22 protein-coding genes are annotated in these 26,092 nt (G+C 43.3%); 8 read left to right on the forward strand and 14 right to left on the reverse strand.

What is annotated here, in order from left to right; translation table 11 throughout:
- The first annotated feature begins 5 nt into the window (after window positions 1-5).
- The 4 genes from uvrB to FLAVO9R_RS05925 all read left to right on the forward strand — a co-directional run bounded on the left by uvrB (window position 6) and on the right by FLAVO9R_RS05925 (window position 3,960).
- Window positions 6-2,021, forward strand: coding sequence for an excinuclease ABC subunit UvrB (gene uvrB, locus FLAVO9R_RS05910; protein ID WP_159529631.1), 2,016 nt, complete (start codon window positions 6-8; stop codon window positions 2,019-2,021).
- A gap of 171 nt (window positions 2,022-2,192) precedes the next feature.
- On the forward strand, window positions 2,193-3,119 hold the full coding sequence (locus FLAVO9R_RS05915) for a LysR family transcriptional regulator (RefSeq protein ID WP_159529633.1): 927 nt from the start codon (window positions 2,193-2,195) through the stop codon (window positions 3,117-3,119).
- A gap of 20 nt (window positions 3,120-3,139) precedes the next feature.
- On the forward strand, window positions 3,140-3,556 hold the full coding sequence (locus FLAVO9R_RS05920; RefSeq protein WP_309475307.1) for a hypothetical protein: 417 nt from the start codon (window positions 3,140-3,142) through the stop codon (window positions 3,554-3,556).
- Entirely contained in the window at window positions 3,553-3,960 is a 408-nt protein-coding gene (locus FLAVO9R_RS05925) for a hypothetical protein (RefSeq protein WP_159529635.1), read from the forward strand. The genes FLAVO9R_RS05920 and FLAVO9R_RS05925 overlap by 4 nt, the downstream gene beginning before the upstream one ends.
- 16 nt (window positions 3,961-3,976) lie before the next feature.
- On the opposite strand, the gene queC is transcribed toward FLAVO9R_RS05925, so the two are convergent.
- On the reverse strand, window positions 3,977-4,633 hold the full coding sequence (queC, locus tag FLAVO9R_RS05930) for a 7-cyano-7-deazaguanine synthase QueC (RefSeq protein ID WP_013784947.1): 657 nt from the start codon (window positions 4,631-4,633) through the stop codon (window positions 3,977-3,979).
- Window positions 4,634-4,750: 117 nt separating this feature from the next.
- On the opposite strand from queC, the gene queE reads away from it, so the two are divergent.
- Together queE and FLAVO9R_RS05940 are read left to right on the forward strand one after the other, a co-directional pair.
- Window positions 4,751-5,401, forward strand: coding sequence for a 7-carboxy-7-deazaguanine synthase QueE (gene queE, locus FLAVO9R_RS05935; protein WP_159534429.1), 651 nt, complete (start codon window positions 4,751-4,753; stop codon window positions 5,399-5,401).
- Window positions 5,402-5,432: 31 nt separating this feature from the next.
- Window positions 5,433-6,302: an amino acid ABC transporter substrate-binding protein gene (locus FLAVO9R_RS05940; protein ID WP_159529637.1), complete on the forward strand. Its 870-nt coding sequence runs from the start codon at window positions 5,433-5,435 to the stop codon at window positions 6,300-6,302.
- A 71-nt stretch (window positions 6,303-6,373) separates the two neighbouring features.
- On the opposite strand, the gene asnB is transcribed toward FLAVO9R_RS05940, so the two are convergent.
- Window positions 6,374-8,047, reverse strand: coding sequence for an asparagine synthase B (asnB, locus tag FLAVO9R_RS05945; RefSeq protein WP_159529639.1), 1,674 nt, complete (start codon window positions 8,045-8,047; stop codon window positions 6,374-6,376).
- 391 nt (window positions 8,048-8,438) lie between these two features.
- On the opposite strand from asnB, the gene FLAVO9R_RS05950 reads away from it, so the two are divergent.
- Window positions 8,439-9,221 (forward strand): RMD1 family protein, encoded by a 783-nt coding sequence (locus FLAVO9R_RS05950; RefSeq protein WP_159529641.1) that lies wholly within the window; start codon window positions 8,439-8,441, stop codon window positions 9,219-9,221.
- Window positions 9,222-9,305: 84 nt separating this feature from the next.
- Here FLAVO9R_RS05950 and FLAVO9R_RS05955 read toward each other — a convergent pair whose 3' ends face one another.
- The gene (locus tag FLAVO9R_RS05955) at window positions 9,306-10,994 is read right to left on the reverse strand and encodes a M28 family metallopeptidase (RefSeq protein WP_159529643.1); all 1,689 of its coding nucleotides are present in this window, start codon (window positions 10,992-10,994) and stop codon (window positions 9,306-9,308) included.
- A 69-nt stretch (window positions 10,995-11,063) separates the two neighbouring features.
- Here FLAVO9R_RS05955 and FLAVO9R_RS05960 point away from each other — a divergent pair, with 69 nt between their 5' ends.
- The gene (locus tag FLAVO9R_RS05960; protein ID WP_159529645.1) at window positions 11,064-11,972 is read left to right on the forward strand and encodes a DUF3025 domain-containing protein; all 909 of its coding nucleotides are present in this window, start codon (window positions 11,064-11,066) and stop codon (window positions 11,970-11,972) included.
- Between the two features lie 179 nt (window positions 11,973-12,151).
- On the opposite strand, the gene FLAVO9R_RS05965 is transcribed toward FLAVO9R_RS05960, so the two are convergent.
- The 11 genes from FLAVO9R_RS05965 to FLAVO9R_RS06015 all read right to left on the reverse strand — a co-directional run bounded on the left by FLAVO9R_RS05965 (window position 12,152) and on the right by FLAVO9R_RS06015 (window position 26,068).
- Window positions 12,152-12,853, reverse strand: coding sequence for a YIP1 family protein (locus FLAVO9R_RS05965; protein WP_159529647.1), 702 nt, complete (start codon window positions 12,851-12,853; stop codon window positions 12,152-12,154).
- Between the two features lie 241 nt (window positions 12,854-13,094).
- A complete protein-coding gene (locus tag FLAVO9R_RS05970; RefSeq protein WP_159529649.1) occupies window positions 13,095-14,825 on the reverse strand; it encodes an SLC13 family permease in 1,731 nt (576 codons plus the stop codon).
- A gap of 19 nt (window positions 14,826-14,844) precedes the next feature.
- Window positions 14,845-16,260 carry a sulfate adenylyltransferase subunit CysN gene (gene cysN, locus FLAVO9R_RS05975; protein ID WP_159529651.1) on the reverse strand — a complete coding sequence of 472 codons (1,416 nt, stop codon included), beginning with the start codon at window positions 16,258-16,260 and terminating at the stop codon, window positions 14,845-14,847.
- Between the two features lies 1 nt (window position 16,261).
- Entirely contained in the window at window positions 16,262-17,044 is a 783-nt protein-coding gene (gene cysQ / locus FLAVO9R_RS05980) for a 3'(2'),5'-bisphosphate nucleotidase CysQ (RefSeq protein ID WP_129740574.1), read from the reverse strand.
- A 17-nt stretch (window positions 17,045-17,061) separates the two neighbouring features.
- Window positions 17,062-17,658, reverse strand: a complete 597-nt coding sequence (cysC, locus tag FLAVO9R_RS05985; protein ID WP_159529653.1) for an adenylyl-sulfate kinase — start codon at window positions 17,656-17,658, stop codon at window positions 17,062-17,064.
- Window positions 17,658-18,572, reverse strand: coding sequence for a sulfate adenylyltransferase subunit CysD (gene cysD, locus FLAVO9R_RS05990; protein ID WP_013784935.1), 915 nt, complete (start codon window positions 18,570-18,572; stop codon window positions 17,658-17,660). The genes cysC and cysD overlap by 1 nt, the downstream gene beginning before the upstream one ends.
- Before the next feature lie 311 nt (window positions 18,573-18,883).
- Window positions 18,884-20,392: a sodium/proline symporter PutP gene (gene putP / locus FLAVO9R_RS05995; RefSeq protein WP_159529655.1), complete on the reverse strand. Its 1,509-nt coding sequence runs from the start codon at window positions 20,390-20,392 to the stop codon at window positions 18,884-18,886.
- A 150-nt stretch (window positions 20,393-20,542) separates the two neighbouring features.
- Complete coding sequence (locus tag FLAVO9R_RS06000) at window positions 20,543-22,552, reverse strand: GGDEF domain-containing protein (RefSeq protein ID WP_159529657.1); 2,010 nt, start codon at window positions 22,550-22,552, stop codon at window positions 20,543-20,545.
- Between the two features lie 253 nt (window positions 22,553-22,805).
- Window positions 22,806-23,531 carry a DUF3379 family protein gene (locus FLAVO9R_RS06005; RefSeq protein ID WP_232370588.1) on the reverse strand — a complete coding sequence of 242 codons (726 nt, stop codon included), beginning with the start codon at window positions 23,529-23,531 and terminating at the stop codon, window positions 22,806-22,808.
- Window positions 23,503-24,060 carry a sigma-70 family RNA polymerase sigma factor gene (locus FLAVO9R_RS06010; RefSeq protein ID WP_129737289.1) on the reverse strand — a complete coding sequence of 186 codons (558 nt, stop codon included), beginning with the start codon at window positions 24,058-24,060 and terminating at the stop codon, window positions 23,503-23,505. The genes FLAVO9R_RS06005 and FLAVO9R_RS06010 overlap by 29 nt, the downstream gene beginning before the upstream one ends.
- A gap of 154 nt (window positions 24,061-24,214) precedes the next feature.
- Window positions 24,215-26,068, reverse strand: a complete 1,854-nt coding sequence (locus tag FLAVO9R_RS06015) for a DUF885 domain-containing protein (protein ID WP_159529661.1) — start codon at window positions 26,066-26,068, stop codon at window positions 24,215-24,217.
- Between the last annotated feature and the right edge of the window lie 24 nt (window positions 26,069-26,092).

Below are 26,092 nucleotides of genomic sequence, written 5' to 3' on the forward strand. Positions count from 1 at the left end.
AATAAATGAGTAAAGGTTTCGAACTTCATTCAAGCTACAAGCCAGCGGGCGATCAACCCGCAGCCATAGAAACCTTGGTTGATGGGTTAGAAAGTGGCTTAGCAGCACAAACCCTTTTAGGGGTTACCGGTTCTGGTAAAACTTTTACCATGGCGAATGTTATTAACGAAGTTCAAAGGCCAACGCTCATTCTGGCTCATAACAAAACACTAGCTGCACAGTTATACGGAGAAATGAAAGACTTTTTCCCTAACAATGCGGTTGAATATTTTGTTTCCTATTATGATTATTATCAGCCAGAAGCATACGTACCTAGTACCGATACTTTTATTGAGAAAGATGCATCGATAAACGATCATATCGAGCAAATGCGCTTGTCTGCGACAAAGGCATTGATGGAGCGCCGAGATGTTGTGATTGTTGCCAGTGTTTCTGCTATTTATGGTTTGGGTGACCCCGAGTCGTATATGAAAATGCTCTTGCATTTGCGACAGGGCGATACCATGGATCAGCGAGATATTTTGCGCAGACTTGCCGAGCTTCAATACAAGCGCAACGATTTAGCCTTCGAACGGGGTACATTCCGTGTGCGCGGCGATGTGATTGACATCTTCCCTGCAGACTCAGAAAAACAAGCGGTGCGTGTTGAGCTGTTTGACGATGAGATAGATAAAATTAGTTTGTTCGATCCACTGACAGGTGCAGTCGACAAGTCTGTTGTACGGGCAACGGTGTTTCCGAAAACCCATTATGTAACCCCAAGAGAAAAAATCCTTGATGCCATCGATCACATAAAAGGGGAATTGAAGTCTAGAAAGGCGCAGCTGCTAGAAATTAACAAGTTAATAGAAGAGCAGCGAATTTCTCAGCGTACTCAATTTGATATTGAGATGATGATGGAGCTTGGTTATTGCTCGGGTATAGAAAACTACTCACGTTACCTCTCTGGCCGAGCGCCTGGCGAGCCGCCGCCAACGTTATTAGATTACTTTCCTGCTGATGGCCTCATGTTCATTGATGAATCCCATGTCACGGTTTCTCAAATTGGTGCCATGTACAAAGGCGATCGTTCTAGAAAAGAAACTTTGGTGGAATACGGGTTCCGTTTACCTTCAGCGCTTGATAACCGTCCACTTAAATTTGAAGAATTTGAGCAAATTTGTCCACAGACGGTCTATGTGTCGGCTACACCCGGTGAGTACGAACTTAAAAAGACTCATGGTGACATTGTAGAACAAGTGGTGCGCCCTACAGGGTTATTAGACCCCATCATTGAAGTGCGCCCAGTAGCTACCCAAGTGGATGATGTATTATCAGAAATTCACAAGCGAGTGGCCCTTGATGAAAGGGTACTTATTACTACGCTCACTAAGCGAATGGCCGAAGATTTAAGTGAATACTTAAATGAGCACGGCGTTAAAGTACGGTATTTGCATTCAGATATCGACACGGTAGAACGCATTGAGATTATTCGCGACTTGCGTATTGGTAAGTTCGATGTGCTGGTGGGTATTAACCTACTTCGTGAAGGTCTAGATATGCCAGAGGTTTCATTGGTAGCGATTCTTGATGCCGATAAAGAAGGCTTTTTACGCGCAGAACGCTCGCTTATTCAGACTATCGGTCGGGCGGCACGTCACATCAATGGCCGAGCCATTTTATATGGCGATAAAATTACCAAGTCTATGAAAAAAGCCATGGACGAAACTGAACGTCGCCGTGAAAAGCAAGTTGAATACAACAAGGCTAATAATATAACACCAATGCGCTTGAACAAGCCGATTACCGATATTATGGATTTGGGGGAAGGGGCTCATCCTGCGTCCGGTAAAGTGAGGCTTCGCAAAGTAGAAGAGAAGAAGAAACAGAAGAAAGCGGCAAGTGCGACAGAGTTAATGGATCAAATTGCCGAGCTTGAAAAGCAGATGTTTGAATATGCCAGAGAGCTTGAATTCGAAAAGGCGGCTTCGTTGAGAGATGATGTAGAAGCACTTCGTAAACAGGTTGTTGCATTATCTTGATGAACTGATTGAGCGTTATTGAAGGTAAAGCAAACGCAGCGTTTTTATTTTAGTTGTTTATAACATTGTGTTTATTGCAGAAATTCGCCTGAAATTGTCGTTGTAATCGGGGCGCCAGTTGCATATAGTTGATACTTAAGTATCTATAACTATACCTATAATGGTGCCTTTATGCTGAATCGTCTTCAAGAGTCGGATATTAAATTGTTACGCGTGTTTTACGCGGTGGCAAGTTGTAATGGTTTCACTGCTGCAGAACCCGTGTTGCGTATGCAACGTCCGAATATCAGTGCTGCAATTAAGAAGCTTGAAGAACGACTTGATTTGGTATTATGCCACCGCGGTCGTGGTGGCTTTCAAATGACAAAAGAAGGCGAAGTGGTTTTCCAAGAAACCAAGCGTATTTTCAACGCCTTCGATAATTTTGTGTTTAATTTGAAATCATTGCACGATGACTACTCAGGTCACATTACGCTCGTGCTTATGGCAGGCCTGCCGCTTTCTATGCATTTAGCGGTGAGTAAAGCCGTTAAAAGCACGATGAAAAAATTTGATGATATCCACGTTAATATCCAAACACGTTTATACAATGAAGTAGAGCATGTTGCCTTATCTGGTGAATGCCATTTGGTGGTATCGACCTACGATATGGTAAAACCCGAATCTGTCACTTTTCATCCTATCGGGATCACAACAGACGGGCGTTTATATTGCTCACCTACACACCCGTTAGCCAAATATCGTGATACTGCACTGCCTGAAAATATAAAAATTGAAGATTTTCCGGCCATTGGTATCTCTGGTTTATCTTCGGCAAACTACATCGATAATGAGTCTCGTCTTGCTATTCAAACCTTTTCAGACTCCTTCGACGCTGCAATGTCAGCCATCATGACGGGTGAGTATATTGGTTTGTTACCCGATTACATGGCTAAAGAGCAAGGCGCAGCGCTAGGGCTAGTACCTATCGCCAATGGCAGCTTGTATAATTTTAGCCACGATCTATTTGTAATGAATGGCAAGAACACACGATTGAACCCAGTGTTACGACACTGCATAAAAGAACTCACTTACTTTATAGCTGAAAGTCAAAAGTAAGTTAGGTACAAAAATAAAGTATGAAAACGCCTTGTGAAAACAGGGCGTTTTTCGTTTCAACCAAAAAGGAATGGTTTATCTTCTTCTTAGTTAAATTAGTGTCGTTCTTTTTCGGAACGTATTTGTGCTTTTCACTGCATCATTATTTTGACGTACCTGTGGTGTTGGCTGCCGCTTTTACGGGTTTAGTAGGCAGTTTTTGGCATTGGCCTAATAAATATGGCAACCACCCTCAAGCGGCGATTTATGCGGGAGCCTTCGCGGGTATGTGCTCAAGTGCAATTATTACTGGGTGGGAAGCGCTATTATTTATTTCTGTGGTAGGGGCAGGCGTCTATACCTTAACCCGTAATATTTTCGAAGGCTTTGGGGGGCGGCTAGGGGCTATTGCATTTACCGCGGTCAGTAGCCTTATTCTTCTAAGGGCGTTGTTTTGACGGAACTATTAGTTGTTATAGCTACCCTTGCCGGAGCATTCGCCACCTACCGGTTAGCGAAACTGCCAAGGTTTAATGTAATTCGAGCATCCAGTTTACTCACTATTTTATTTTACTTTTCAGTGCTACTTCTCCAGAACGTGCTAGTGAGCGAAAGTCGCTCATCAGAAACAGCAGAATGTTGGGCAACGGTGTTTTTCGGAGGTAGTTTTGTAGGTATGAGCGCACCACATCGTTTTTCGTATTACTTGCTAACTATTTCGTCGTTATGTTTTGCCGTCATTTTTATGGTGTTGATGCCATTGCTAGATGGAATTGGTGGTGCACTGGGGTGTAGTGCTTTTATTTCAGTGGCCATAAGCCACTCACTTCGCATAACGGTGAATAAGCTAAAAGGCGCCTGAGTAGGCGCCAAATCGATTATTCGTAGCTAAGGGGGTCAGTACAGTGATTCTCTCTGAACGCCTCTAAGCGCTCTTCACAGGCCCCGCATTTGCCGCAAGCTTTCTCTCTTCCGTTATAACACGTCCACGTTTCGCCGTAGTCTAAGCCCATTTTCAACCCGTCGGTTAAAATCGCTGTTTTGCTGTCTTTAATATAAGGCGTAACAATCTCGACTGGGGTGTAGTTGGCAATGCGACAAACATCACTCATCTTTTCCACAAACTCAGGGCGGCAATCTGGGTAAATGGCATGATCGCCAGAATGCGCGCCATAATACACTTCGTTAGCTTCTAGGCTTACGGCATAGCCCACTGCTAGCGACAGCAAAATCATATTACGATTAGGCACGACCGTTTGCTTCATGCTGGGTTCTTCGTAATGTCCTTCTGGTACATCGATATCAGAGGTTAGCGATGAGCCGCCTATCAAGCTATTAATAGCACTGATATCCACAATTTTGTGAGGCACGTTTAACGATTTACACACCGCTGCCGCATAATCTAATTCTTTCTTGTGGCGCTGACCATAATCAAAAGAGAGGGCGTGAACGGTCTTACCATCACGTAAAGCTTTGTGTAAAACAGTGAATGAGTCCATTCCACCTGAATAGATAACAACGACGTTTTCTGACATAGTTTTAAAGTTTTGAGAAATTATGCCCGAATTTTATGTGATCCTTGGTAAAATCGAAACATACAATCGTTAAAGGGTGACATTTTGTCGAAATTAACCACGCTGAATATAAATGAAATGTTCGAAACCATCCAAGGAGAAGGGGCACATACCGGTATTCCGTCTATCTTTGTTCGCTTACAGGGATGCCCTGTGGGTTGCCCATGGTGCGATACCAAACATACTTGGACGCTGGACAACGCCTTGGTAACGACAGCACAACAGGTTATTGATAAGACCAACGAGTCTGAGCATTTTTTTGAAATCGATGAAAACAAGTTATTGTCGCTGTTTTCTGAACAAGGTTATGTGGCAAAGCATGTGGTTATCACCGGTGGTGAACCTTGTATGTATGACTTGCGCCCGCTTACCACGTTGTTACATGACAACGGCTTTTCCACTCAAATAGAAACAAGTGGCACTTATGAAGTGTTGTGTGATGATAGGACTTACGTGACGGTATCACCAAAAATTAATATGAAAGGGGGCATGCCGGTTTTGCTGAGTGCCCTTGAGCGTGCGAATGAAATAAAACACCCTATTGCCATGCAAAAACATATTGATGAGTTAGATGCGCTACTAGCAGATGTAACTTCGTTAGCAGGTAAGCAGGTTTGTCTACAGCCGATAAGTCAGCAACCACGGGCCACCCAACTTGCAGTACAAACCTGCATAGCCCGTAATTGGCGACTATCCTTACAAACACATAAATATATTGGTATAGAATAAATTACTTAAGCGTGAGCAAAGGAGTTCGATAATGGCGTTGAAGTATGTAAAAACGGTACTGCATTTGTGTGCGTTGCTTATATCAACACAAAGTGCCGCGGCATTGTGGACAATTAACTACCCCAAACCGCTAGATGACTCTGACGCTCGCGCCGAATACCCCATTGCCTTGCTCAAACTTGCCCTTGATAAAACAGGTGTAAATTACGAGTTATTACCTTCAGATCGCATTCTTCTGTCTGGAAAGGCACTGCGTCAACTGCGTGAAAATCGTGAGGTGAATGTGGTGTGGAGTATGACGGATAGTCAACGCGAAAAAGACCTTCTCCCCATTCGAATCCCGATTGCGAAAGGGCTCATTGGCCTGCGGGTATTTGTTATCAATGTAGATAGGGAAGCTGAATTTGCGCGGGTTTCATCAAAAAACGAATTAATGAACTTCACGCCATTGCAGGGTGAAGAATGGCCAGACACTAAAATACTGCAAGCCAACGGCTTTAATGTCGCCACGGTACCTAATTTCAAAGATGCTTATTCATTGTTACTTCAAAACAAGGGGGATTTCTTTCCTCGCTCTGTCATTGAGGTATCAGCTGAACTTGAAGGGCGATCGGCATCACTTAAGTTAGAACCCGAGATGGCAGTTTATTACCCTACCGCCATGTATTATTTCGTCAATAAGAGTAATCCAACGTTAGCACGGCTAATTGAAACAGGATTGAATCGCGCTATTGAAGACGGTTCTTTCGAAGCACTATTTAAATCTTCAAATGAAGCCATTTTAGAGCAGCTAGATATTAAGAACAGACGAATCTATACACTTGATAACCCCTTATTACCGTCTGAAACGCCGTTAGCCGATGAGCGGCTTTGGTACGTTATTGATAAACAGCGGCAATAACAAGACGTCACCCTCATAAAAAAACGCGGCTTTAGCCGCGTTTTTTTACTTAAAAATTCAGGTGCTCAGAACTAGTCAGAAGCACCAGAGTGCACGTCTTTCATTGAACGACCTGAAGGATCGGCATTGTTCTTAAAGCTTTCATCCCATTCAAGTGCTTCAACCGTACTACAAGCGATAGATTTGCCACTAGGTACACATCGAGCCGCGCTTTCTTGCGGGAAGTAACCTTCAAAGATGGTGCGGTAGTAGTAACCTTCTTTAGTATCTGGCGTGTTCACAGGGAAGCGGAACTCGGCAGAAGCAAATTGTTGGTCAGATACTTCGTTCTCTACGAAATCACGGATAGAGTCAATCCAAGAGTAGCCTACGCCATCGCCGAACTGTTCTTTTTGACGCCATAGCACTTCAGCAGGCAAGGTATCACCGTTGTCGAAAGCTTTGCGTAAAATCCATTTTTCCATTTTGCCATCAAGACACATTTTATCTTGAGGGTTTAAGCGCATGGCCACGTCGATAAAGTTTTTATCTAAAAATGGTACACGGGCTTCAACACCCCATGCTGATGTTGCCTTGTTTGCACGAGCACAATCGAACAAGTGAAGGCGATCTAGTTTACGTACCGTTTCTTCGTGGAACTCTTTTGCATTCGGCGCTTTGTGGAAGTACAAGTACCCACCAAAAATCTCATCGGCGCCTTCACCAGACAATACCATTTTAATACCCATGGCTTTAATCTTACGGGTCATTAGGTACATTGGCGTTGCCGCACGAATAGTGGTGGTGTCATAAGTTTCTAGGTGGAAAATCACGTCACGAATGGCATCAAGCCCTTCTTGAATGGTGAAGTGAATTTCGTGGTGTACCGTACCAATCATATCAGCCACTTTCTTAGCAGCTTTCAAATCGGGTGCACCTTCAAGACCTACCGCGAAGCTGTGCAGGCGAGGCCACCATGCTTCTGTTTTATCTTCGTCTTCAACACGTTTAGCAACATACTTTGCCGCAATGGCAGAGACTAACGATGAGTCAAGACCACCCGATAACAATACCGCATAAGGTACGTCAGACATCATGTGAGACTTCACTGATTTTTCAAACGCTACACGTAAATCGTCAAGGTTAGTGGTGTTGTCTTTTACTGCATCGTATTCCATCCAATCACGTTTGTAGTACTTCGTGATCTGTCCGTCTTTACTCCATAGGTAATGCCCAGGAGGAAATTCGCTAATGGTTTTACAAATAGGCGCCAACGCTTTCATTTCTGAAGCAACGTAGAAGTTGCCATGCTCATCGTAACCTGTGTATAGAGGAATAATACCCATATGGTCGCGAGCAATTAAATAAGCATCCTGTTCATCATCATAAAGGACAAATGAGAACATGCCTTCTAATTCATCAACAAAGCTCACACCTTTTTGCTGATAAAGCGGAAGAATAACCTCGCAATCTGAGCGAGTTTTAAAAGGATAAGGTTCTGCTAAATCGTCAGCGAGTTGCTTGTGATTATAAATTTCGCCATTGACGGCTAAAACTTGTTTGCCATTTTGGCTGATAAGCGGCTGAGCGCCGGTGTCCACATCAACAATAGCCAATCTTTCGTGACAAAGAATGGTATTGTCATTATTCCAGATTCCCGACCAGTCAGGGCCACGGTGGCGCAATAATTTTGTTAATTCGAGGGCTTGGGTTCTGAGTTCAGACACATCGGTTTTGATATCAAGGATACCGAAAATACCACACATAAAACGGATTCTCTCTGTTCACTTGTTGAAAAATAATTGAGGTTTTTTCTGTCGGGTACTCGCGAACGAGTTGGCGAAGGTATTGTTGTTTTTTTTAATCGCGCTTTCGCATGCCTTGAATGTGCCAGTCTGACAGGAAATTGCAAGTACAATATGATGAGAAAATGGAAATTGTTATTCCAAAACACTATGTTCTTTGGTGAAAGCGTCACTGCTCTTAGAGGCGATAGATAATATGTCGCACAAATACTAGGCAGGATACAAGTTTTACTCACTGTGCTTATATCGAAAATCATTTTATAACCTTATGATTTAAAATGATTTATATTTGTATCTCTTTGCGTTCTTTGGGTGCATAATCTGCCGGTTTTTTCAACACCTGGTAAAGGGTATGCAATTTTCAAACGACCGAGTTTCGGTTTATGTTATTCCTGATGTAGATAGCCTTCAATTGGACACGAGTGTTCAGGGGGCGCGCTATCGTGATGCAATGCACATTGAAGTGACAGGCGGTGAAGCTTGGCTTTTTGAGTACGGCGTAGTGGTTTTTTGGGGCGTAGTAGAAGAAGAGCGTGTTGCCTTGCTAAATAGGTTACAGGTTAGCCCTAAGTTATTGTCTGGTATTCACCAAGAGCATCTGCAATTTGCATTTACAAGCGATGTGCTTAGGCTGCAACGGGACTTAATTACGCTTTCGATTGACGATCCATTACTTCGGCTATCAATTAGCCATGGATTAGCGCAATCAATTAAGCTCAATGAATATGAGTACAAAGCGCAAGATACTATTACTCGCTATGCGTATTTGCCGAAAGCGTTGGCCGAAACGGGCAAAATAACATTGCGTCGCCCTGCTTTGGCAAAGATACGTGGGCATTTGTTTAGTACAAAGAGTGACATCTTTTTGCATTATGGGTTGCTTGATACACCAGAGTTCTTTTGGGAATACCCAGAATATGAACATGCTTATAATGCCACGGCGCGGTACTTGGATATTCGTCCAAGGGTAGATGTGCTTTCAAACAAGCTGAATGTTATTCATGAGTTGTTCGAGATGTTAGCTGAAGAGCTAAATCATAAACATTCATCGTTTTTGGAATGGATAATTATTATCTTGATTGCGTTTGAAATAGCGACGTTTGGCGCTGAAGAACTCAAAGGGTTGTTCATGTAAAAAAGCTCACTACAAAAAAGCCCTGTATTAACAGGGCTTTTTTAGCTTAAATTGTTTGCGTTAAATAAGGGTCAACGATAGAAATTAGTCTTCACGTTGAAACTCACTGGTTTCCTTCCACGAAGGCCATTGTTCAGCGTTAGCTACGTTAAAACCTACATCAAACAACAGTTGGGTGTCTTGCACTATGCCGCTTAAATCCCAATCGTCACGGTATTGATCGCATACCTGGTGATAACAGCCCGTCACAATCACATTCATCCGTTTACGATATTTAGCAGTTGTTTCGTCAGCAGGTTCGTTACCACCTTCTGCATAAAGGGCAGGTACGCCTTTTTTTGCAAAGCTGAAGTGGTCAGAGCGATAGTAATAACCTGCTTCTGGACGGTCTTCCTGAGTAAGGGTTCTGCCTTGTTTATCGGCAGCAGTTTTAAGGTAATCTTCTAAGTCTGATTTACCCATACCTACCACGGCCACGTTCTTGGTTTTGCCTAACACGTTCATGGCATCCATATTAATATTGGCCACCGTATCTTCCAGCGGGATGACGGCGTTGTCTGCGTAGTATTTACTGCCCAGCAAACCTTGTTCCTCAGCAGTGACTATCAAAAAAGATACAGAACGCTTCGGCGCAATATCTAAGTTGGCGTAGGCTTTTGCCATAGCCAAAATAGCAGCACTACCCGTGGCGTTATCGTGGGCACCATTGTAGATATTATCGCCTTCTTTAGATTCATCTTTTCCTAGATGATCCCAGTGCGCGGTGTAAATAACGTGCTCGTTGGGTAACTCTGAGCCAGGTAGTGTGGCAATAACATTGTGGCTTTGAGATTTTTTAAATGTATTTCGCACGGTTACCGAAGCATTAATATCCATCGCTTTATGATAAGGCCCAAGCTTGGCTTGATTCTTTTCTTCTTGAAAATTAAAGCCTGCATCAGCAAATACTTTTTCTGCAGCACTTAAGGTTAGCCAACCTTCAATGGCAACACGGCTAGCGCCTTTGTCTTTTGATACTAATCCATACTGAGGGCCGCTCCAGCTATTCGCCACTACTGACCAACCGTAAGAGGCTGGAGCCGTTTCGTGAACAATTAATGCGCCGGCAGCGCCTTGGCGGCTAGCTTCTTCGTATTTGTAACTCCAGCGACCATAGTAGGTCATCGTTGTGCCTTGGAATTTCCCGCTCTCAGGGTTTTCGAAGCCTGGGTCGTTCACCAATATCACGACGGTTTTGCCAGTAACATCTAGGCCTTCATAATCGTTCCAATCGTATTCGGGAGCGTTAACGCCGTAGCCCACAAATACCAGTTCTGAGTTTTCAAGTGATACGGTTTCTTGCTCACGTTTAGATGAAGCAACCATGTCTTCTTTATACGCAAAGCTATTATCGCCAATTGTCATGGCCATTTCAGGGTTAGCGGTCATTTCCATTAACGCGACTTTTTGAAGGTAGCTGTCGCCATTACCCGGTGACAATCCCGCTTTTTCAAACTCACGGGTGAGATAATCCAGTGTTTTGGTTTCACCAATGGTGGTGGGCAAGCGACCTTCAAATTCATCAGATGACAATATTTTTAATGGTTCTCGAATATCTGCATCTGAAATGCTGGCGTAAACTGCGTCGAAATTAGTCGCGATATTCTTTTTTTGAGTTTGGATTTGAGTTTGGGGTTCAGGCTGCGTCGAGCCGTTTTCAGGCGCGTTATTGGGGCTGCAAGCACTTACCGCTGATACGGCAGTTACCAGCAAGGGCAAAAACATTTTTTTCATTGTTAGTCTCTGTTTGCTCTACAATACCGCCCAGTATAGAGAAAACCTTAAGACGAACCAATATTAAGTATGCCAATACCTGTTACTCCTTGGTGTAAACACCATATTCAAGATAATGCGTCTTTACCCGTACATACGCTGTTGAAAGAGTTTATGTTATTAGACGACGCTGACTTTCCTAGTGCTGCAAAACTCAATCGTTTACGTGAAGTATTTCAGCCGCAATGGCAGGGCCCTGTGTTTATAGCACAAGGGGATCTTAACAAGATAAGTGATAACAGCTGTGATACAAACAGCAGTGAAAACGATAGCCGTTACTATGAAGAAATTATCGCGAGTGATAACTGCGTACCTACGCGGGAAAATAGCTGGCATGATTTGTTCAATGCACTTATTTGGATACAATTTCCCGCTACAAAAGCGTTACTGAATACGCTACACATGCAAGATATTGCGCACCATGGCACACACCCAAGAACCGAGCGACGAAACCGCATTACGCATTTTGACGAATGCGGCGTAGTACTGGCGCTTGAGGAAGGGGATGCCAGTAAATCCAACATGTTGCTGAATACGTTAGCCCAACATCAATGGCAGGATAGCTTTGTTATTCATAGACATGAGTGGGGATCCCACATGACCCCCTTTATTTTTGGGCATGCAAACCTTGAGATGATGCTCTCGCCTTTTATCGGACTTACGGGGAAGTGGTTGGCAGTGAATGTGCCTAAAGGGTTTAGCGAGATGAATAAATGGGAACAGCGCCGAGAGGTAGACAAATCGTTGGTGAAACGTATTACTGAGCTTGATGCGTTTAACAAAGCTCCGCTACTAAAGCCTATTCCTTTGCTTGGCGTACCAGGGTGGTACGAAAACCAAGATGAAGCTTTTTATAACAATAGTGAATACTTTAGGCCCCTTAGGGCGGGGGCGAAACCTTCTATTCAGTTACCGCTTTTCGACATAACGACGTTTTGATAATAGATTGATGAGGGCATACTGGCGACGATCCCCTTAAACCAACACCCTTCAATCAAAATCGTCAATTCAGCACAGTAAGTTCAATACAAGGTCTCACACTTTTTGTGTTAGTACCTGCAACGCGCTTCTTACCCCAAGCTTAGGTGTAAGAAGCGCGTTGTAAGTGGTATAGCATACTAGATAAGCGCGAACACACCCCAAATACCGTAAATCACTACGTATGGAGCAGAAGCAATAATTGCCGCCTTTTTCGTAGAAAATGAGGTCCATTGGGTAATACCTACCATGGTGAGATAGATAGTCCAAAATAACTCAACACGAATAGCTTGAGCAAATGCAAACCATGGTGATGTCATTTCGACACCGAGTAGGTAAGAAAGTGACAGTGGAGCAAGTATTGCCGGTGATATTTGATGATCGCTCGCAAACATAATTAGTGTCGCCGCGATAAGGCCTGTTACTACGTAAGGCATAGATACCCACCACGTAAAGCCATACCAGTCTGTAAAACCAAAAACGTGACTGTCATCACTGCGTGTCGTTAAATTCAAATAAACGGCAAAAATAGCGTTAACCACAGTAAGTGCAAAGAATGCGCCTAGTAATTGGGTCAGCATTAGGGTGTTTCTGGTGAAAAAGGCGCGCATTTGGTCTTCTTCTGCGGGACTCATTGCATCTTGGGCGGCAATATTAATATTCGCAAACCATTCAATATCAACGAAGTTAACGTATAGATATTGAGACGCCAACGTCATCATCATAACAATAAGAAAAGGAAACCAACTCCAATTGTTTTTTTCGCCAACCGCTTTAAATACGCCATTGGGCCGAAAGAATATATCGTTACACGCTTGAAAGGGGTTTGATACTGACTGCATCCGTTGCTCCGAGATAAAATATTATATTCGTTTGGGTTAGGTTACTGATATAGCGAAGCTAAGTACAGGAGCTGTTTAAAGAACTGTACCTGTTTTTAGTAAAAACTTGTGTCGAGAGCCTAGTTGAGAAACTTAACCGTGCTCACAGCAATGCCACAAACGTAAAAAGGCCAGTATTAAATACTGGCCTTTTGATAACATCGTCTATTGCGTAACTGATACTTCGTAAAGGGGGTATCGTTTAATGACTTAAATACGTTAAGTTCAATAAGCAGAGCACGATTGCGCTATACAGTAGCGAGATAGGTAACCCTATTCGGATAAAGTGGCTAAATTTATAATTAGCCGCATTAAACACTAACAGGTTAGTTTGGTATCCAAACGGCGATATAAAGCTAGCACTCGCTGCAAAAGCAACCGATAACGCAAACGGCATAAGTGGGGCACCGATGATTTCAACCAGCCCATATGCAAAGGGGAACATGAGCGCAGCTGCTGCGTTATTGGTCACAAATTCGGTTAACAGTAGGGTAGTAAAATACACCACGATTAACGCAATAAACCAATCGGTGTCGGCTAAGTAGGGAATTAACTGCGCAGTCGAAATGGCAATAACGCCCGACGACTCTAATGAGGTGGCTAAGCTTAACGCACCAACAATCACAATAATAAGGTTCAGCGGTAAATTACGCTTCATCTCACCGTTGTTTGTTACCTTAGAGCCAATCAATACAGCCGCCAAAAACAACAAACCCATCGCAAGTGAAATAATATCTGCCGCGGCTAACGTCACTACAGTTAGAAATCCACCAAGGGTTATCCATTCCTGTCGATTGGTTAGCGGGCGAGAGATTTTCTGCTCAGACAATATAAAGAAGTTTTTACTTAAATTTTGTCGCGTATTGAAATCTGGCCCAGCCGCAAGCAACAGAAAATCACCCGCTTTAAGCTTAATTTCACCGAGCTTACCTGATAGTTGCTCGCCGTCACGGCGAATAGCCACTACGGCCGAATCGAACAATGCCCTAAAACCGAGGTTTTTAATGGTTTGCCCAATAATTTGTGCGCGGTTTGCCACAACCACTTCCGTTAAGCTTTCACGCAAAATACCATCGGTTTCGGCAAAGGTGGTTAACCCTTTTATGTGGCTTAAGTTATCAAGCTTTTGAACATTGCCGGTAAAGATAAGTTTATCGTTTTCTGCAATCACTAAGTCGGGGCCCACGGGAGAAATAAGGTTTCCGTCGCGAACCACTTCAACCAAAAATAATTCAGGTAAGTTACGAAGGTGGTTTTGTTCAACGGTTTTGCCAATGAGCTCTGAACCCGTATTTACTTTAGCTTCCACCATGTACTCTTGGTAGTTGTCATTCTTGTTCGCAATATTAGGCAGTAACGGTGTAAGCACAAACATCAGTACGCCGCAGCTTAAACCGGCCACTAGCCCGTATAATGTGAAGTCGAAAAAGTTAAAGCCAGGGTGTCCATGCTCTTGTAAAAAGCTATCGACAATCAGGTTGGTTGAAGTACCAATTAAGGTAACGGTTCCACCTAAAATAGCGGCATAAGAAAGCGGAATAAGTAAACGCGAAGCAGGGTGATATTGGTTTTGCTTAATAGGGCCTATAAGGCTGGCCACAATAGCGGTATTGTTTAACAGCGCTGATGAAATGAAGGTGAGTGAAAACAACTTCCAATACGACTTAGAGAAGCTCGTACTCACTAGTTTTCTACCAATACGCTTTATTAACGCAGTTTTATCTATTGCACTGCTGACGAGCAACAGCAAGACAAGGGTAATCAGCCCTTTGTTGGTTAGGTTCAACAAAATGTCATCAAGTGACAATTGTTGTGAAACCAATAGTAATAACACGGCGCCTGAAAAAACAGTAGACGGGCGCTGATTTGAAAAAATCAGCGCAAAAATCGTGCTGGCGAAAATCGCCAGCACGATAAACTGGTTAATATCCATATATTTTCCAGTCCTGCTTTTACAGCTTGCTAATGTCCACAGCGCTCCAATGAGGGAAGTGCTTACGTACTAGCGCATTAAACTCTAATTCAAACTCTGAGAAGTCTGGAGAAGCGTGTTGTGCATCTTTAGCAAGTTCATCAATGATCATACCTGCGCCAACAGTACTGTTAGTCATGCGATCAATAACGATGAAAGAACCAGTAGGGCGATTACGCTTGTACGGGTCGCACGCGACGGATTGGGTAAATTTCACATCTACCACACCAATTTCATTCAAGTTAAGGTGCATCGCGTCTTTTTCTTCAAGGGTGTTCACATCAATTTGGTTATCGATATGAGACACAACACCTGTTGTTGACTTGGTCGCAAACTTAAACAAGAACTGCTTGTTTGGCATAAGTGGCTCTTCGTCCATCCATACCAAATGTGTTTTAAATTGAGTAGAAAGTAGCGGTAAGTTACCTGACTTAACAATCATGTCGCCACGTGAAATATCAATTTCATCTTCCAGCGTAAGGGTAACCGCTTGAGGTACGTAAGCACGCTCTTGGTCGCCTTCAAAAGTCACAATTGATTTTACTTTCGACGTTTTACCAGAAGGAAGTGCAGTTACTTCGTCGCCTGGTTCAATTTGACCAGATACCACCGTACCTGCAAAGCCACGAAAATCTAGGTTAGGGCGGTTAACGTATTGAACAGGGAAGCGAAAATCATCGTGATTATCGTCTTCACCAATTTTCGTGTTCTCTAGCATCTGCATAAGCGGAATACCATCGAACCATGGTGTGTGTTCGCTCACGTTTACTACGTTGTCACCTTCAAGTGCAGAAAGTGGTACGAATTGAATATCTGGAATATCCAATTGCTCTGAAAACTTCAGATAGTCTTGCTTAATCTGGTTGTACACTTCTTCAGAGTAATCCATCAAGTCCATTTTGTTGATAGCAACAATAACGTGCTTAATACCTAACAAAGATACGAGGAATGAGTGACGTTTAGTCTGTACTTTTACACCGCCACGGGCGTCAACAAGTATGATGGCAAGGTCGCATGTAGATGCGCCTGTTACCATGTTACGTGTGTACTGCTCATGTCCTGGAGTATCAGCAATAATAAACTTACGCTTATCAGTAGAGAAGTAGCGGTACGCTACGTCAATCGTAATACCTTGCTCACGTTCTGACTGAAGGCCATCAACCAATAAGGCTAAATCGACTTTCTCGCCAGTCGTACCTGACTTTTTGCTGTCTTTAGTAATGGCAGCAAGTTGGTCTTCATAAATCATTTTTGAGTCATGAAGTAGGCGACCGATTAGGGTACTTTTACCGTCATCTACACTTCCGCATGTAAGGAAACGTAGCATGTCTTTTTGTTCGTGTTGCTCAAGGTAAGACAGTATGTCTTGCTTTAATAAATTGTTTTCGTTGTTCATGTTATGCGCTCACAAGGAAAAAGGGGTTTAACACAGACTCTTTTTGGTTGTAAGTAAGAGCGTCGGCGTTGTCATTTAACGGATCGTTCGGGTCTAGCACAGTTACATTGGCACCTGCGGCTAGGGCTACAGCATGGGCTGCGCCTGTGTCCCACTCAGATGTTGGGCCTAAGCGAGGATAAAGGTGAGCTTCACCTTCAGCCACTAGGCATAACTTTAATGAACTACCCATGGCCACTAATTCGGTTTCACCCTCTAATTGAGACAGTAAATTTTGAATTTCAGGGCTTTGGTGAGAGCGACTTCCTACAATCTTCCATACTTCAGCACCATCGTGTTTACGTGCAGAAATAGCAGTAAATTCGCCATCTATTTCAGTCCATGCGCCTTCACCCACAATGCCTACATAACTTTTGTTAAGTGCTGGTGCGTACACCACACCCATGGTAGGTTTGCCGTCTTCAATCAACGCAATGTTCACCGTGAATTCACCATTCTTTTTAATGAATTCTTTCGTGCCGTCAAGCGGATCAACAAGCCAGTAAGACTGCCATTGTTTGCGCTCATCCCATGAAATATCTGCCGACTCTTCCGATAAAATAGGAAGGTCGGATTCTTTTCCAAGGGCATCAACAATTACGTTGTGCGCCGCCAAGTCAGCTTCGGTTAGCGGGCTAGTATCTTGTTTTTCGTAAATGGCGAAATCTTTATCGTAAATCGCCATTATCTTATCGCCTGCTTCTTTAGCAATGCGAAGAATGGTTTGTGCCAGTGTATTAGTCATTGTATTAGCCTGGGCCATTACACAAGTCCTTTTTCTTGCAGTAACGCATATAAGCGTTCAGCAGTTTGCTCTGCAGGTTCATCTTGATACGTTAAATGTATCTCAGGCTTTTCCGGTGCTTCATAAGCAGAGTCGATACCAGTGAAATCTTTAATCTCACCGCTACGCGCTTTTTTATAAAGCCCTTTCGGGTCGCGCTTTTCACACACTTCGATAGGTGTGTCGATAAACACTTCAACGAACTCACCGTCTTCTAAAAGGCCACGGCAATAGTCGCGATCCGCTTTAAAAGGAGAGATGAACGCTGTTAATACCAGCGTGCCAGAATCTACAAACAGTTTTGCAACTTCACTAATTCTGCGAATATTTTCCACGCGGTCTTTATCGCTAAAGCCTAAGTCGCCACACAAGCCATGACGCACGTTGTCACCATCTAATAGGTAAGTGTGCTTATCTTGCTCGTGAAGTTTCTTCTCAAGCAAGTTGGCCAACGTCGACTTGCCAGAACCACTTAGGCCGGTAAGCCAGAACACGCGAGGCGATTGATTCAGCTTTGCAGCGCGGGTGGTTTTATTCACCTCATGCTTGTGCCAAACAACGTTGTCGGTGGCCATTAGAAATACCCTTCCATTTTCTTCTTCTCCATAGAGCCAGAACTATCGTGATCGATCACGCGGCCTTGACGCTCGGAAGTCTTAGTAAGTAGCATTTCTTGAATTACTTCTGGCAAGGTAGCCGCAGTAGATTCAACCGCACCAGTTAATGGGTAACAACCCAGTGTACGGAAGCGTACTGAACGCATTTCAGGCGTTTCGCCTTCGTTCATTGGCATACGTTCGTCATCAACCATAATCAATACACCATCACGCTCTACAACAGGGCGAGGTTTCGACAAGTAAAGCTGAGGAATGTCGATGTTTTCTAAGTAAATGTATTGCCAGATATCAAGCTCAGTCCAGTTAGACATAGGGAATACACGGATGCTTTCACCTGGGTTAACTTGCGAGTTGTAGATGTTCCAAAGCTCAGGACGTTGGTTTTTAGGATCCCAACGGTGGTTGCTATCACGGAATGAGTAAACACGCTCTTTCGCGCGAGATTTTTCTTCGTCACGACGCGCCCCACCAAAGGCAGCATCAAACTTATATTTGTTTAAGGCTTGCTTAAGCGCAGCAGTTTTCATGATATCAGTGTGCTTTGCTGAACCATGTGAGAACGGGCCTACGCCTTGTTCAACGCCTTCTTCATTAATGTGTACTAGCAAATCGAAACCATGTTTCTTGGCTTGCTGGTCACGAAACTCAATCATTTCTTGGAATTTCCACGTAGTGTCAACGTGAAGCAATGGAAATGGAATTTTACCAGGAGCAAAAGCTTTGCGCGCTAAATGCAACAACACCGAAGAGTCTTTTCCAACAGAATAAAGCATTACCGGATTATCAAACTCCGCAGCAACTTCACGGAAAATTTGAATACTCTCGGCTTCGAGTTGTTTCAGATGCGTAACAGACGGGATACTTGCAGTCATTTTCGAGTCCGATTTATGTTATATAAGATTAAGTTATATGCGAGTTATTTTTATGCATAGAACAATAACACATTTAATTCTCAATGTAGTATGCGATTTTGCTATTTAAAATAGCTGGCTTATACCAAGAAATAAAAGTGTCATATAAATTGGGCATAAGCGCGGTCTTATCTGTCGGCCAAGACGCATAATCAGTAGCTACTGCAGTGAGAAAAGGGCGCTTAATACAGTTTGAGGAATGTATAAAAAAGCCCCGTTGTACGGGGCTTTTGGCGATGTTATTGACTAGCTAATTAAAAGGTTTAAGCGAGTTACCGATGAGATTCAAGTTTCTTCTGAAAAGCATCGAAGGTTTCAAGTACCCCTTCTCGAGGCGACCCTGATTTGCTCAATATTAAAATGGTCAGACTAGATAGAATGAACCCAGGTACAATTTCGTACATCCAGCTTCCTAACGATTCTCCATTAATTGTCACTGGTAGGTAAATCCATAATAATACGGTCACTGCACCTACAACCATACCGCCAAGGGCTGCACGACGGGTCATTTCACGTTTAAACAAGCTGAATAATACTAGCGGGCCAAATGCAGCACCAAAGCCTGCCCATGCATTACTCACCAAATCTAGAATACTGCTGTCTCTGTCATAAGCGAGAAATATAGCGACCAAGGCAACAGCTACCACACTGCCGCGCCCAGCAATTACTAACTCTTTATCGGACGCATCACGTCTGATAAATGCTTGGTAAAAATCACTCGTCAGAGAACTTGATGTCACTAATAACTGTGAAGAAATAGTACTCATAATGGCCGCTAAAATAGCCGCAAGTAGGAATCCACCAATAAGTGGGTGGAACAGGATTTGTGAAAGGTAGATAAAAATGGTTTCAGGGTCGATACTATTTCCATTACCAGTAACGTAGGCCAGCCCAAACAAGCCTGTCATGAGCGCACCAATAATAGAAACTATCATCCAACTCATGCCGATTCTACGTGCGGTGGGAATGTCTTCAACAGAACGGATTGCCATAAAACGTACAATAATGTGTGGTTGTCCGAAATAACCAAAACCCCAAGACATCAGGGATATGATACCAATAACCGAGATGGCCTCATTAGTAGACGCATCCATAAAGGCATTGAAGAGGGCTGGATTGATACTATCCAGGGCGTTAATAGAAGCGCCTATACCACCAAGTTCAGTGATGACCACTGCAGGCACGAGTATCAATGATATGAACATGATACAGCCTTGCACGAAATCGGTCATGCTCACCGCCATAAAGCCGCCTACTAGTGTGTAAGCAACTACTACGCCTGCAGTTACATATAAGCCAACTTCGTAGGAAAGACCGAATGAGGTCTCAAATAGCTTTCCGCCAGCGACTACGCCCGACGAAGTATAAAGGGTAAAGAAAATAACAATAACCACAGAGGCAATAACACGAAGTAATCGAGAGTTGTCAGCAAAACGGTTTTCAAAATAATCAGGAAGGGTAATCGAATTATTAGCAACCTCGGTGTAAACCCTCAAACGAGGAGCAACTAAAATGTAATTGGCTAATGCACCAAGTACAAGGCCAACGGCTATCCACGCAGCGGAAAGACCTGAAACGTACATCGCACCGGGAAGACCCATGAGCATCCATCCGCTCATGTCTGATGCACCAGCTGATAGCGCAGTAACCGCAGGGCCGAGTTGCCGGCCACCTAACATGTAGCCTTCTACATTCGTATCTGTTTGCCGGTAAGCGAAAAGACCGATACCCAGCATGACAGCAAAATAGAGTCCCAATGAAATGATCGTACCCGTAGCCATATAAATTCCCTATGTTTTTTCATGCAATGCTACCATCAATAGCAAAGACTCTCTACGTAAGTCATTAACCTTGAATATCTTGAGTACGTATAAACCCCAATAAAGTTTGCTAAATTCAGAAAGCTGACAGATTCAAAATGGGAGTGAATGTTATAAATTCTCGTTCAAATAAGCGGGGAACGTCATGGTTTCTATCTTACCTCTACCGGCACTTTTGGCGCGGTAGAGCAAGTTATCGCATGCCTTTATAATCTTATTGATATTTCGCTCACTTTTTACCTGAATGACACCGGCCGAGAAGCTGGCACTGAAAGTCGCCTCAGTTGTTGACCAATCTTGATGGCTCTCTATCGAAATTTTTACGTCTTCTAGCAAGGCTTTCGCGTTTTCTTCTGTTGTATCGTGTAGATACAATAAGAATTCTTCCCCGCCATAGCGGCAGAACTTATCTGTCTTTCTAATTCGTTGGCGGACAACTTTCCCAAATTTGGTTAGTACTTCATCACCTACCACATGACCGTACCTGTCATTTACTTTTTTGAAATGGTCCAAGTCGAGAAGCACTAAACAAGATGTCACCTTGCTAGACATAGGTTTCGCAATTGCCTTAAACATGGCCCTCCTGACAAGAGCACCAGTCAAATCATCAATTTCACTAGCTTGAGCACGGGAGCGCTGTCTACGCCAAAACCAGAATAGTAAAAACGTCGACATCACGGCAACTAACGCAAAAGTGAGAGCTTGGAATCGCTCCGCTTTTAACTTTAAGGTTTGTTTGTCTTTTAATCGTGCCATTTCTTGCAACTTGTTAATGGTAATGTCTCGTTGCAACGGTGAATCGATGTTTATTTCATCCAAGTGTTTAACTGATCTATTTGGCTGGTTTCTAAGAAAATCGTATCGATGTTGATGGAAAAGCGCTTTTTTGAAATTTCCCCTTAATCTATGTAGATCCCTAAGATGGGCGTGCTTGGTTAGCAAAATTGACGAACTGTAAGAAGAATTCTTGGCTTGTAAATCAAAATCCGACGTTAACGCATCCATAGCCATTTCAAATTCAGTGCCACTGCCTTTAAGTGCCAAGTGCGTTGCTTGAAGAGAAGATAACACGGGCAATAGATTTATGTCTGTGGGAAGTGTAACACCCTCAAAATGAGATAAGTTTTCAGTTAGCGCCGCTATTTTCTCACGATCGCCCTGTTTATCTCGGTGAAGGTAAACACTGACTCTTAACCATAAACTGAATAGCGTTTGTTGAACACTTCGATTTTCGATAGAAACTAGCTCTGATTCGTCCACCATTGTGAAAGCATCGTCAAATCTTTGTAAGTGGTTTAGACTATTGATTAATCCGACATAAACGTATGACGTCGCAATATCATGTTCCTTGCTATCTTCTATGACGAATTTCTGGTGAGCGACAGCGCGACTATAAATATTTAGATTGGTGTAAGCATCGGCGAGCCATGAATGCGCCATTCTTTTATTAAGTGCAGTCTCTAGGTTGTACTCTTTATCGAAATGTTTCAAAAAGGGCAGTGCATATTCAATTTCCACGACCGCTTTCATTTGGTTTATTTCGGAGTATTCCATAGCAAGCCAGATGCTAGTAATGGCGACCGCATGATGATCTGTGGTTTTTAAGGCTTCTTGTTTGAGCGAATAGAGTAGGGGAATACTATATTCTAAACGTTCACTAGTTTCTAAATGCGCATTCGCAGTTTTATACATAATAAAGACTGCTTTTAAAGCAAAATACCGACTTGCATTAATGTTCTTGAGATACGTCCAATCATCTGGCGATGCTTCGTCAACCAAATCTAAGGGAAGCTTCGAGCCTGATGTAGATAAAGAAGCGTCTAAGTGGTAAAGAACGGTTTTGATTACCTTTCCAATCGCTGATGAGTCCTGTTGAATTTCGCTCGCTATGATTAATTGAGTAATCTCATCATTATTCAGCCCAGGAGGGCTATTCCACATATACATGACGGTGTTAACAAGATTGCCTAATTTGCGAAATTTCTCTTCTTCGCTAAGAAAGTTGTTTGCAACAGCATTAACGGAGGTAAGAGAGACTATTACTACGAAAAGACAGAAGCGGGTCTTCTGAAAAAAGAAGTGAAATAGAGGTGAAGCCGCACGGCTAAAGCGTATATTCATAGGGTAATACTCGTTTTCTTACTACCGCTAGGATTAGCTCTATAGCAGCGAAAACGAAACCAGATGTTATTCTTATTAGTCGATAGTATAAAGTAAGCTGCTCAGTGTTGAAATATCCGACGTCATGTAAATATAGCTAATCATATACACAGGTATAAAAAATCGGCCGCTAGGGCCGATAAAAAATGGGTTTACTGAATACCGTTAAACTATTCAATCTTAGCTAAAACAGCCAAAGCTAATACAGAATAGGCTAGGCAGAAAAGTGAATCTTGTCGGTAACGGCTTTTTTCATTTCAGTTAAGTCAGCACCTTTATTACCAACCACCATAATATTAGCGTGATGCATTTTTATGCTTTCGCCATGGTATTGCTTGTCTTCAAACTCAGCCGGTACTCTCACATCACCGCGCTCGGGCACGATAAACACTGACATTTTACCTTGCGGGGTATCAACAATAAGGTGCAAACTTCTTACTGTGCTTAAGTGACAGTAGTTTACCACTTCAACATCACCAATCATGTCTGTAAAGCTGCCACCAAAGCTGGCGAGTTTTGCATTTACTTGCTCTAAATCTACTGGCAATAATGAATGCGCCCGCTCAGTTTCTGCGTATTGCATATGCGCAAGTGCTTGCCCGCCAATACTAACCGGCTGGTGATACCACATGGTAAAACCTATTCCCACCGTAAAGGCAATACTGGCGGCCATGGCCACATACCAGCGACTTCTTTTCTGATAGCTTGCAAATTCATTTGCCGACTGCTGCCAGATGAGCTTATGCTTCAAGTCTTCAGGTACATCTACTTTTACCGCTTGTTTTAACTGCTTATCGAATTGCTTTTGTTCGTTCCAGAATTTACGTTTGCTTTCATCAGCTTTCGCTGCGGCGATAACATCACTGTCAGTGGTTTCTGGATCGGCGTAAATTCGACGCCTAAATTCTAATTCATCCATTTGCCTGACCTCTCTGTTCATTTTGCCTTTCTAATGCCTCTCTCAATTGGTTTCTTGCACGGAATAATCGTGTCATCACGGTATTTTTATTCAAATTCAGTTGCTGTGATATTTCATCACCGCTAAAACCAAATATAAGCTGCAAGACCAGAGGCTCGCGGTATTCGTCACTTAGCCCACCCAATAAACGGTGTAGCTCTCGGTCTTGAACATCGCCTTCTGCATCTTGAGTTTCATCATGCACCGACACATCATCGATATCGACAGTATCGAATTGTTTGCGCTCAAAGCGTCGCGCATTCTCGCGGCGCAATATGGTAATTAACCATGACTTGGCCGCTTTTTCATCATTGAGTGAGTCGAGTGAGCGCCATGCTCTTAAAAAGGTTTCTTGCACAATATCTTCCGCCACCGAGCGGTCTTTAACCAGCCAGTACGCGTAGCGAAATATATCTGCATGAAACGCATTGACGAGCGCTTCGTATCGTTTGTGTTTTGCTTTCATGTTGGATAAGACCCGACTACTTCCAGATCTATTTCGTGCAAACATAAAAAATCCGCTATTTTTTATTTTTTTTATTATGGCATAAAAAAAGCAGCCATAAGGCTTATCCTAAAGGCTGCTTTAATTCTCACTAATCCTAGTTATTAAATCGCCTAGCGCACCGATTTAATACAAAGGCGTTTAAAAATATATTACAGATTTAGCCTACTTTCTTACTGGCTATCCAAGCATCGATGTTTTCTTCTAAGATTGAAAGCGGAACAGGCCCATGCTTAAGTACTTCATCATGGAATCCGGCCCAGTCGAAATTATCACCTAGCTCAGCCATCGCTTTTTCTCTAAGTTCCATAATTTTAAGCTTGCCAATCATGTAGGCTGTTGCTTGACCTGGCATGGCGATATAGCGCTCAATCGCTTTTTGTGCATCGTATTCTGGGTTAGGCGTATTTTCAACTAAGTAGGTTACCGCTTCTTCGCGACTCCACTTTTTAGCATGAATACCGGTATCAACAACCAGTCGGCATGCACGCCATAATTCCATCGCAAGGCGGCCAAAGTCAGAGTAAGGGTCTTGGTAGAAGCCCATATCTCTAGCAAGCTCTTCGGAATAAAGCCCCCAACCTTCGGTGTAGGCCGTAAAGCTTAAGAATTTTTGGAACTGAGGCACACCCTCCAGCTCTTGTGCAATTGCGCGTTGCATATGGTGACCTGGAATACCTTCATGGTACGCCAATGCTTCTAGTTGATAGGTTGGCATTGCGCTCATGTCGTAAAGGTTTGCGTAATAAGTGCCTGGGCGGCTGCCATCTTGCGCAGGGCTTTGGTAAAACGCCTTACCGGCTGATTGCTCACGGAACGCTTCAACACGTTTAACCACCATTGGCGCTTTAGGAAGAATGCCAAAGTAATCTGGTAGTGCGTCGCGCATATCGTCAATGGCTTTTGTTGCGTCATCTAAATATTGTTGACGTCCGGCTTCAGTGGCAGGAAGATAAAATTGTTCATCTTCACGCATAAATACGAAGAACTCTTGCAACGTGCCTTCAAATTCCACCTTTTTCATAATATCGCGCATAGCTGTATGGATACGCTCAACATTATCAAGGCCTATTTGATGCACTTCATCGGCGGTTAAATCAGTGGTAGTAAACCAGTTTAAGCGGTTCTGATACCATTTATCGCCATCAGGCAAGCGCCATACACCATCACCTTCAGGGGTAATGGTTTTTTGATGTTCTAATTCTTGAATAAAGTCTTTGTAAGCCGGCATAACAGAAGTAACTAGCGCAGCTTTTGCTTCACCCAACAAGGTTGTTTTCTCTACATCATCAAGCTCAAGGTTATTAACCTTGGCATTAAAGTCTTCCCAAATAGTGGAAGGCGTATCGCTGGTATCAAAAGGGGCGCCTGTAACCACGTTTTGTGATGCAGCAATCATCTGATCATAAGCCCAAGCAGGGGGGAATACGCCAGCTTGCTCACGTAGCTTCATCTGACTAATGACTTGCTTGAAATACTCGCTCACATTGTCTAAACGGCTTATATAAGCTTGGGCGTCTTCTTTGCTTTTTACGCCGTGTATATTAATTAAGAAACTAGGCACCTGCGTATGTGCGGCACGAAATTGATGTACTACATAGGTATGATGGCGGAACTCATCGTTGGCTAAATCGCGTTCGATACCTAACTTGTATAATCGTAGGCTCAACTTCTCTTGCTCGCTCAGCGTACTAGTATCAAAACTTTCAATGGTTTCTAGGCGATTTTTTGCTTTCGCTATGTTCTTTTCTTTTTGCTCCTCCGAAACATCATTCCACTTGTCGTAGTCCCACTTAATGCCTAGGTAGCTTTGAAACATTGGCGAGCTTTTAAGGTCTTCTTCGAAAGTACGCTCAAAAAAAGCATTAACCCGTACGGAGTCAGTTTGAGTTTCAGTTTCTATTGCTGGGGCCGGTTGCTTGGTGGTTTGGTTTGTTTCAGGCGCGGGTGAACATGCCATTAGCCCAAGCATTGCAATAGCAATGGGGGATAGCGATAACAGTGGTGCTTTCATGAGTTCTCCTGGTTAGGTGGTCGC

This window comes from Alteromonas sp. 38, from assembly GCF_902506055.1.
Lineage (GTDB): Bacteria > Pseudomonadota > Gammaproteobacteria > Enterobacterales > Alteromonadaceae > Alteromonas > Alteromonas lipotrueae.

Excerpts from the sequence above, each read along its gene's own strand:
- uvrB (WP_159529631.1), top strand. The coding sequence starts at position 6 with ATGAGTAAAGGTTTCGAACTTCATTCAAGCTACAAGCCAGCGGGCGAT.
- FLAVO9R_RS05915 (WP_159529633.1), top strand. The coding sequence starts at position 2,193 with ATGCTGAATCGTCTTCAAGAGTCGGATATTAAATTGTTACGCGTGTTT.
- FLAVO9R_RS05920 (WP_309475307.1), top strand. The coding sequence starts at position 3,140 with ATGAAAACGCCTTGTGAAAACAGGGCGTTTTTCGTTTCAACCAAAAAG.
- queC (WP_013784947.1), bottom strand. The coding sequence starts at position 4,633 with ATGTCAGAAAACGTCGTTGTTATCTATTCAGGTGGAATGGACTCATTC.
- queE (WP_159534429.1), top strand. The coding sequence starts at position 4,751 with ATGTTCGAAACCATCCAAGGAGAAGGGGCACATACCGGTATTCCGTCT.
- FLAVO9R_RS05940 (WP_159529637.1), top strand. The coding sequence starts at position 5,433 with ATGGCGTTGAAGTATGTAAAAACGGTACTGCATTTGTGTGCGTTGCTT.
- asnB (WP_159529639.1), bottom strand. The coding sequence starts at position 8,047 with ATGTGTGGTATTTTCGGTATCCTTGATATCAAAACCGATGTGTCTGAA.
- FLAVO9R_RS05950 (WP_159529641.1), top strand. The coding sequence starts at position 8,439 with ATGCAATTTTCAAACGACCGAGTTTCGGTTTATGTTATTCCTGATGTA.
- FLAVO9R_RS05955 (WP_159529643.1), bottom strand. The coding sequence starts at position 10,994 with ATGAAAAAAATGTTTTTGCCCTTGCTGGTAACTGCCGTATCAGCGGTA.
- FLAVO9R_RS05960 (WP_159529645.1), top strand. The coding sequence starts at position 11,064 with ATGCCAATACCTGTTACTCCTTGGTGTAAACACCATATTCAAGATAAT.
- FLAVO9R_RS05965 (WP_159529647.1), bottom strand. The coding sequence starts at position 12,853 with ATGCAGTCAGTATCAAACCCCTTTCAAGCGTGTAACGATATATTCTTT.
- FLAVO9R_RS05970 (WP_159529649.1), bottom strand. The coding sequence starts at position 14,825 with ATGGATATTAACCAGTTTATCGTGCTGGCGATTTTCGCCAGCACGATT.
- cysN (WP_159529651.1), bottom strand. The coding sequence starts at position 16,260 with ATGAACAACGAAAACAATTTATTAAAGCAAGACATACTGTCTTACCTT.
- cysQ (WP_129740574.1), bottom strand. The coding sequence starts at position 17,044 with ATGACTAATACACTGGCACAAACCATTCTTCGCATTGCTAAAGAAGCA.
- cysC (WP_159529653.1), bottom strand. The coding sequence starts at position 17,658 with ATGGCCACCGACAACGTTGTTTGGCACAAGCATGAGGTGAATAAAACC.
- cysD (WP_013784935.1), bottom strand. The coding sequence starts at position 18,572 with ATGACTGCAAGTATCCCGTCTGTTACGCATCTGAAACAACTCGAAGCC.
- putP (WP_159529655.1), bottom strand. The coding sequence starts at position 20,392 with ATGGCTACGGGTACGATCATTTCATTGGGACTCTATTTTGCTGTCATG.
- FLAVO9R_RS06000 (WP_159529657.1), bottom strand. The coding sequence starts at position 22,552 with ATGAATATACGCTTTAGCCGTGCGGCTTCACCTCTATTTCACTTCTTT.
- FLAVO9R_RS06005 (WP_232370588.1), bottom strand. The coding sequence starts at position 23,531 with ATGAACAGAGAGGTCAGGCAAATGGATGAATTAGAATTTAGGCGTCGA.
- FLAVO9R_RS06010 (WP_129737289.1), bottom strand. The coding sequence starts at position 24,060 with ATGTTTGCACGAAATAGATCTGGAAGTAGTCGGGTCTTATCCAACATG.
- FLAVO9R_RS06015 (WP_159529661.1), bottom strand. The coding sequence starts at position 26,068 with ATGAAAGCACCACTGTTATCGCTATCCCCCATTGCTATTGCAATGCTT.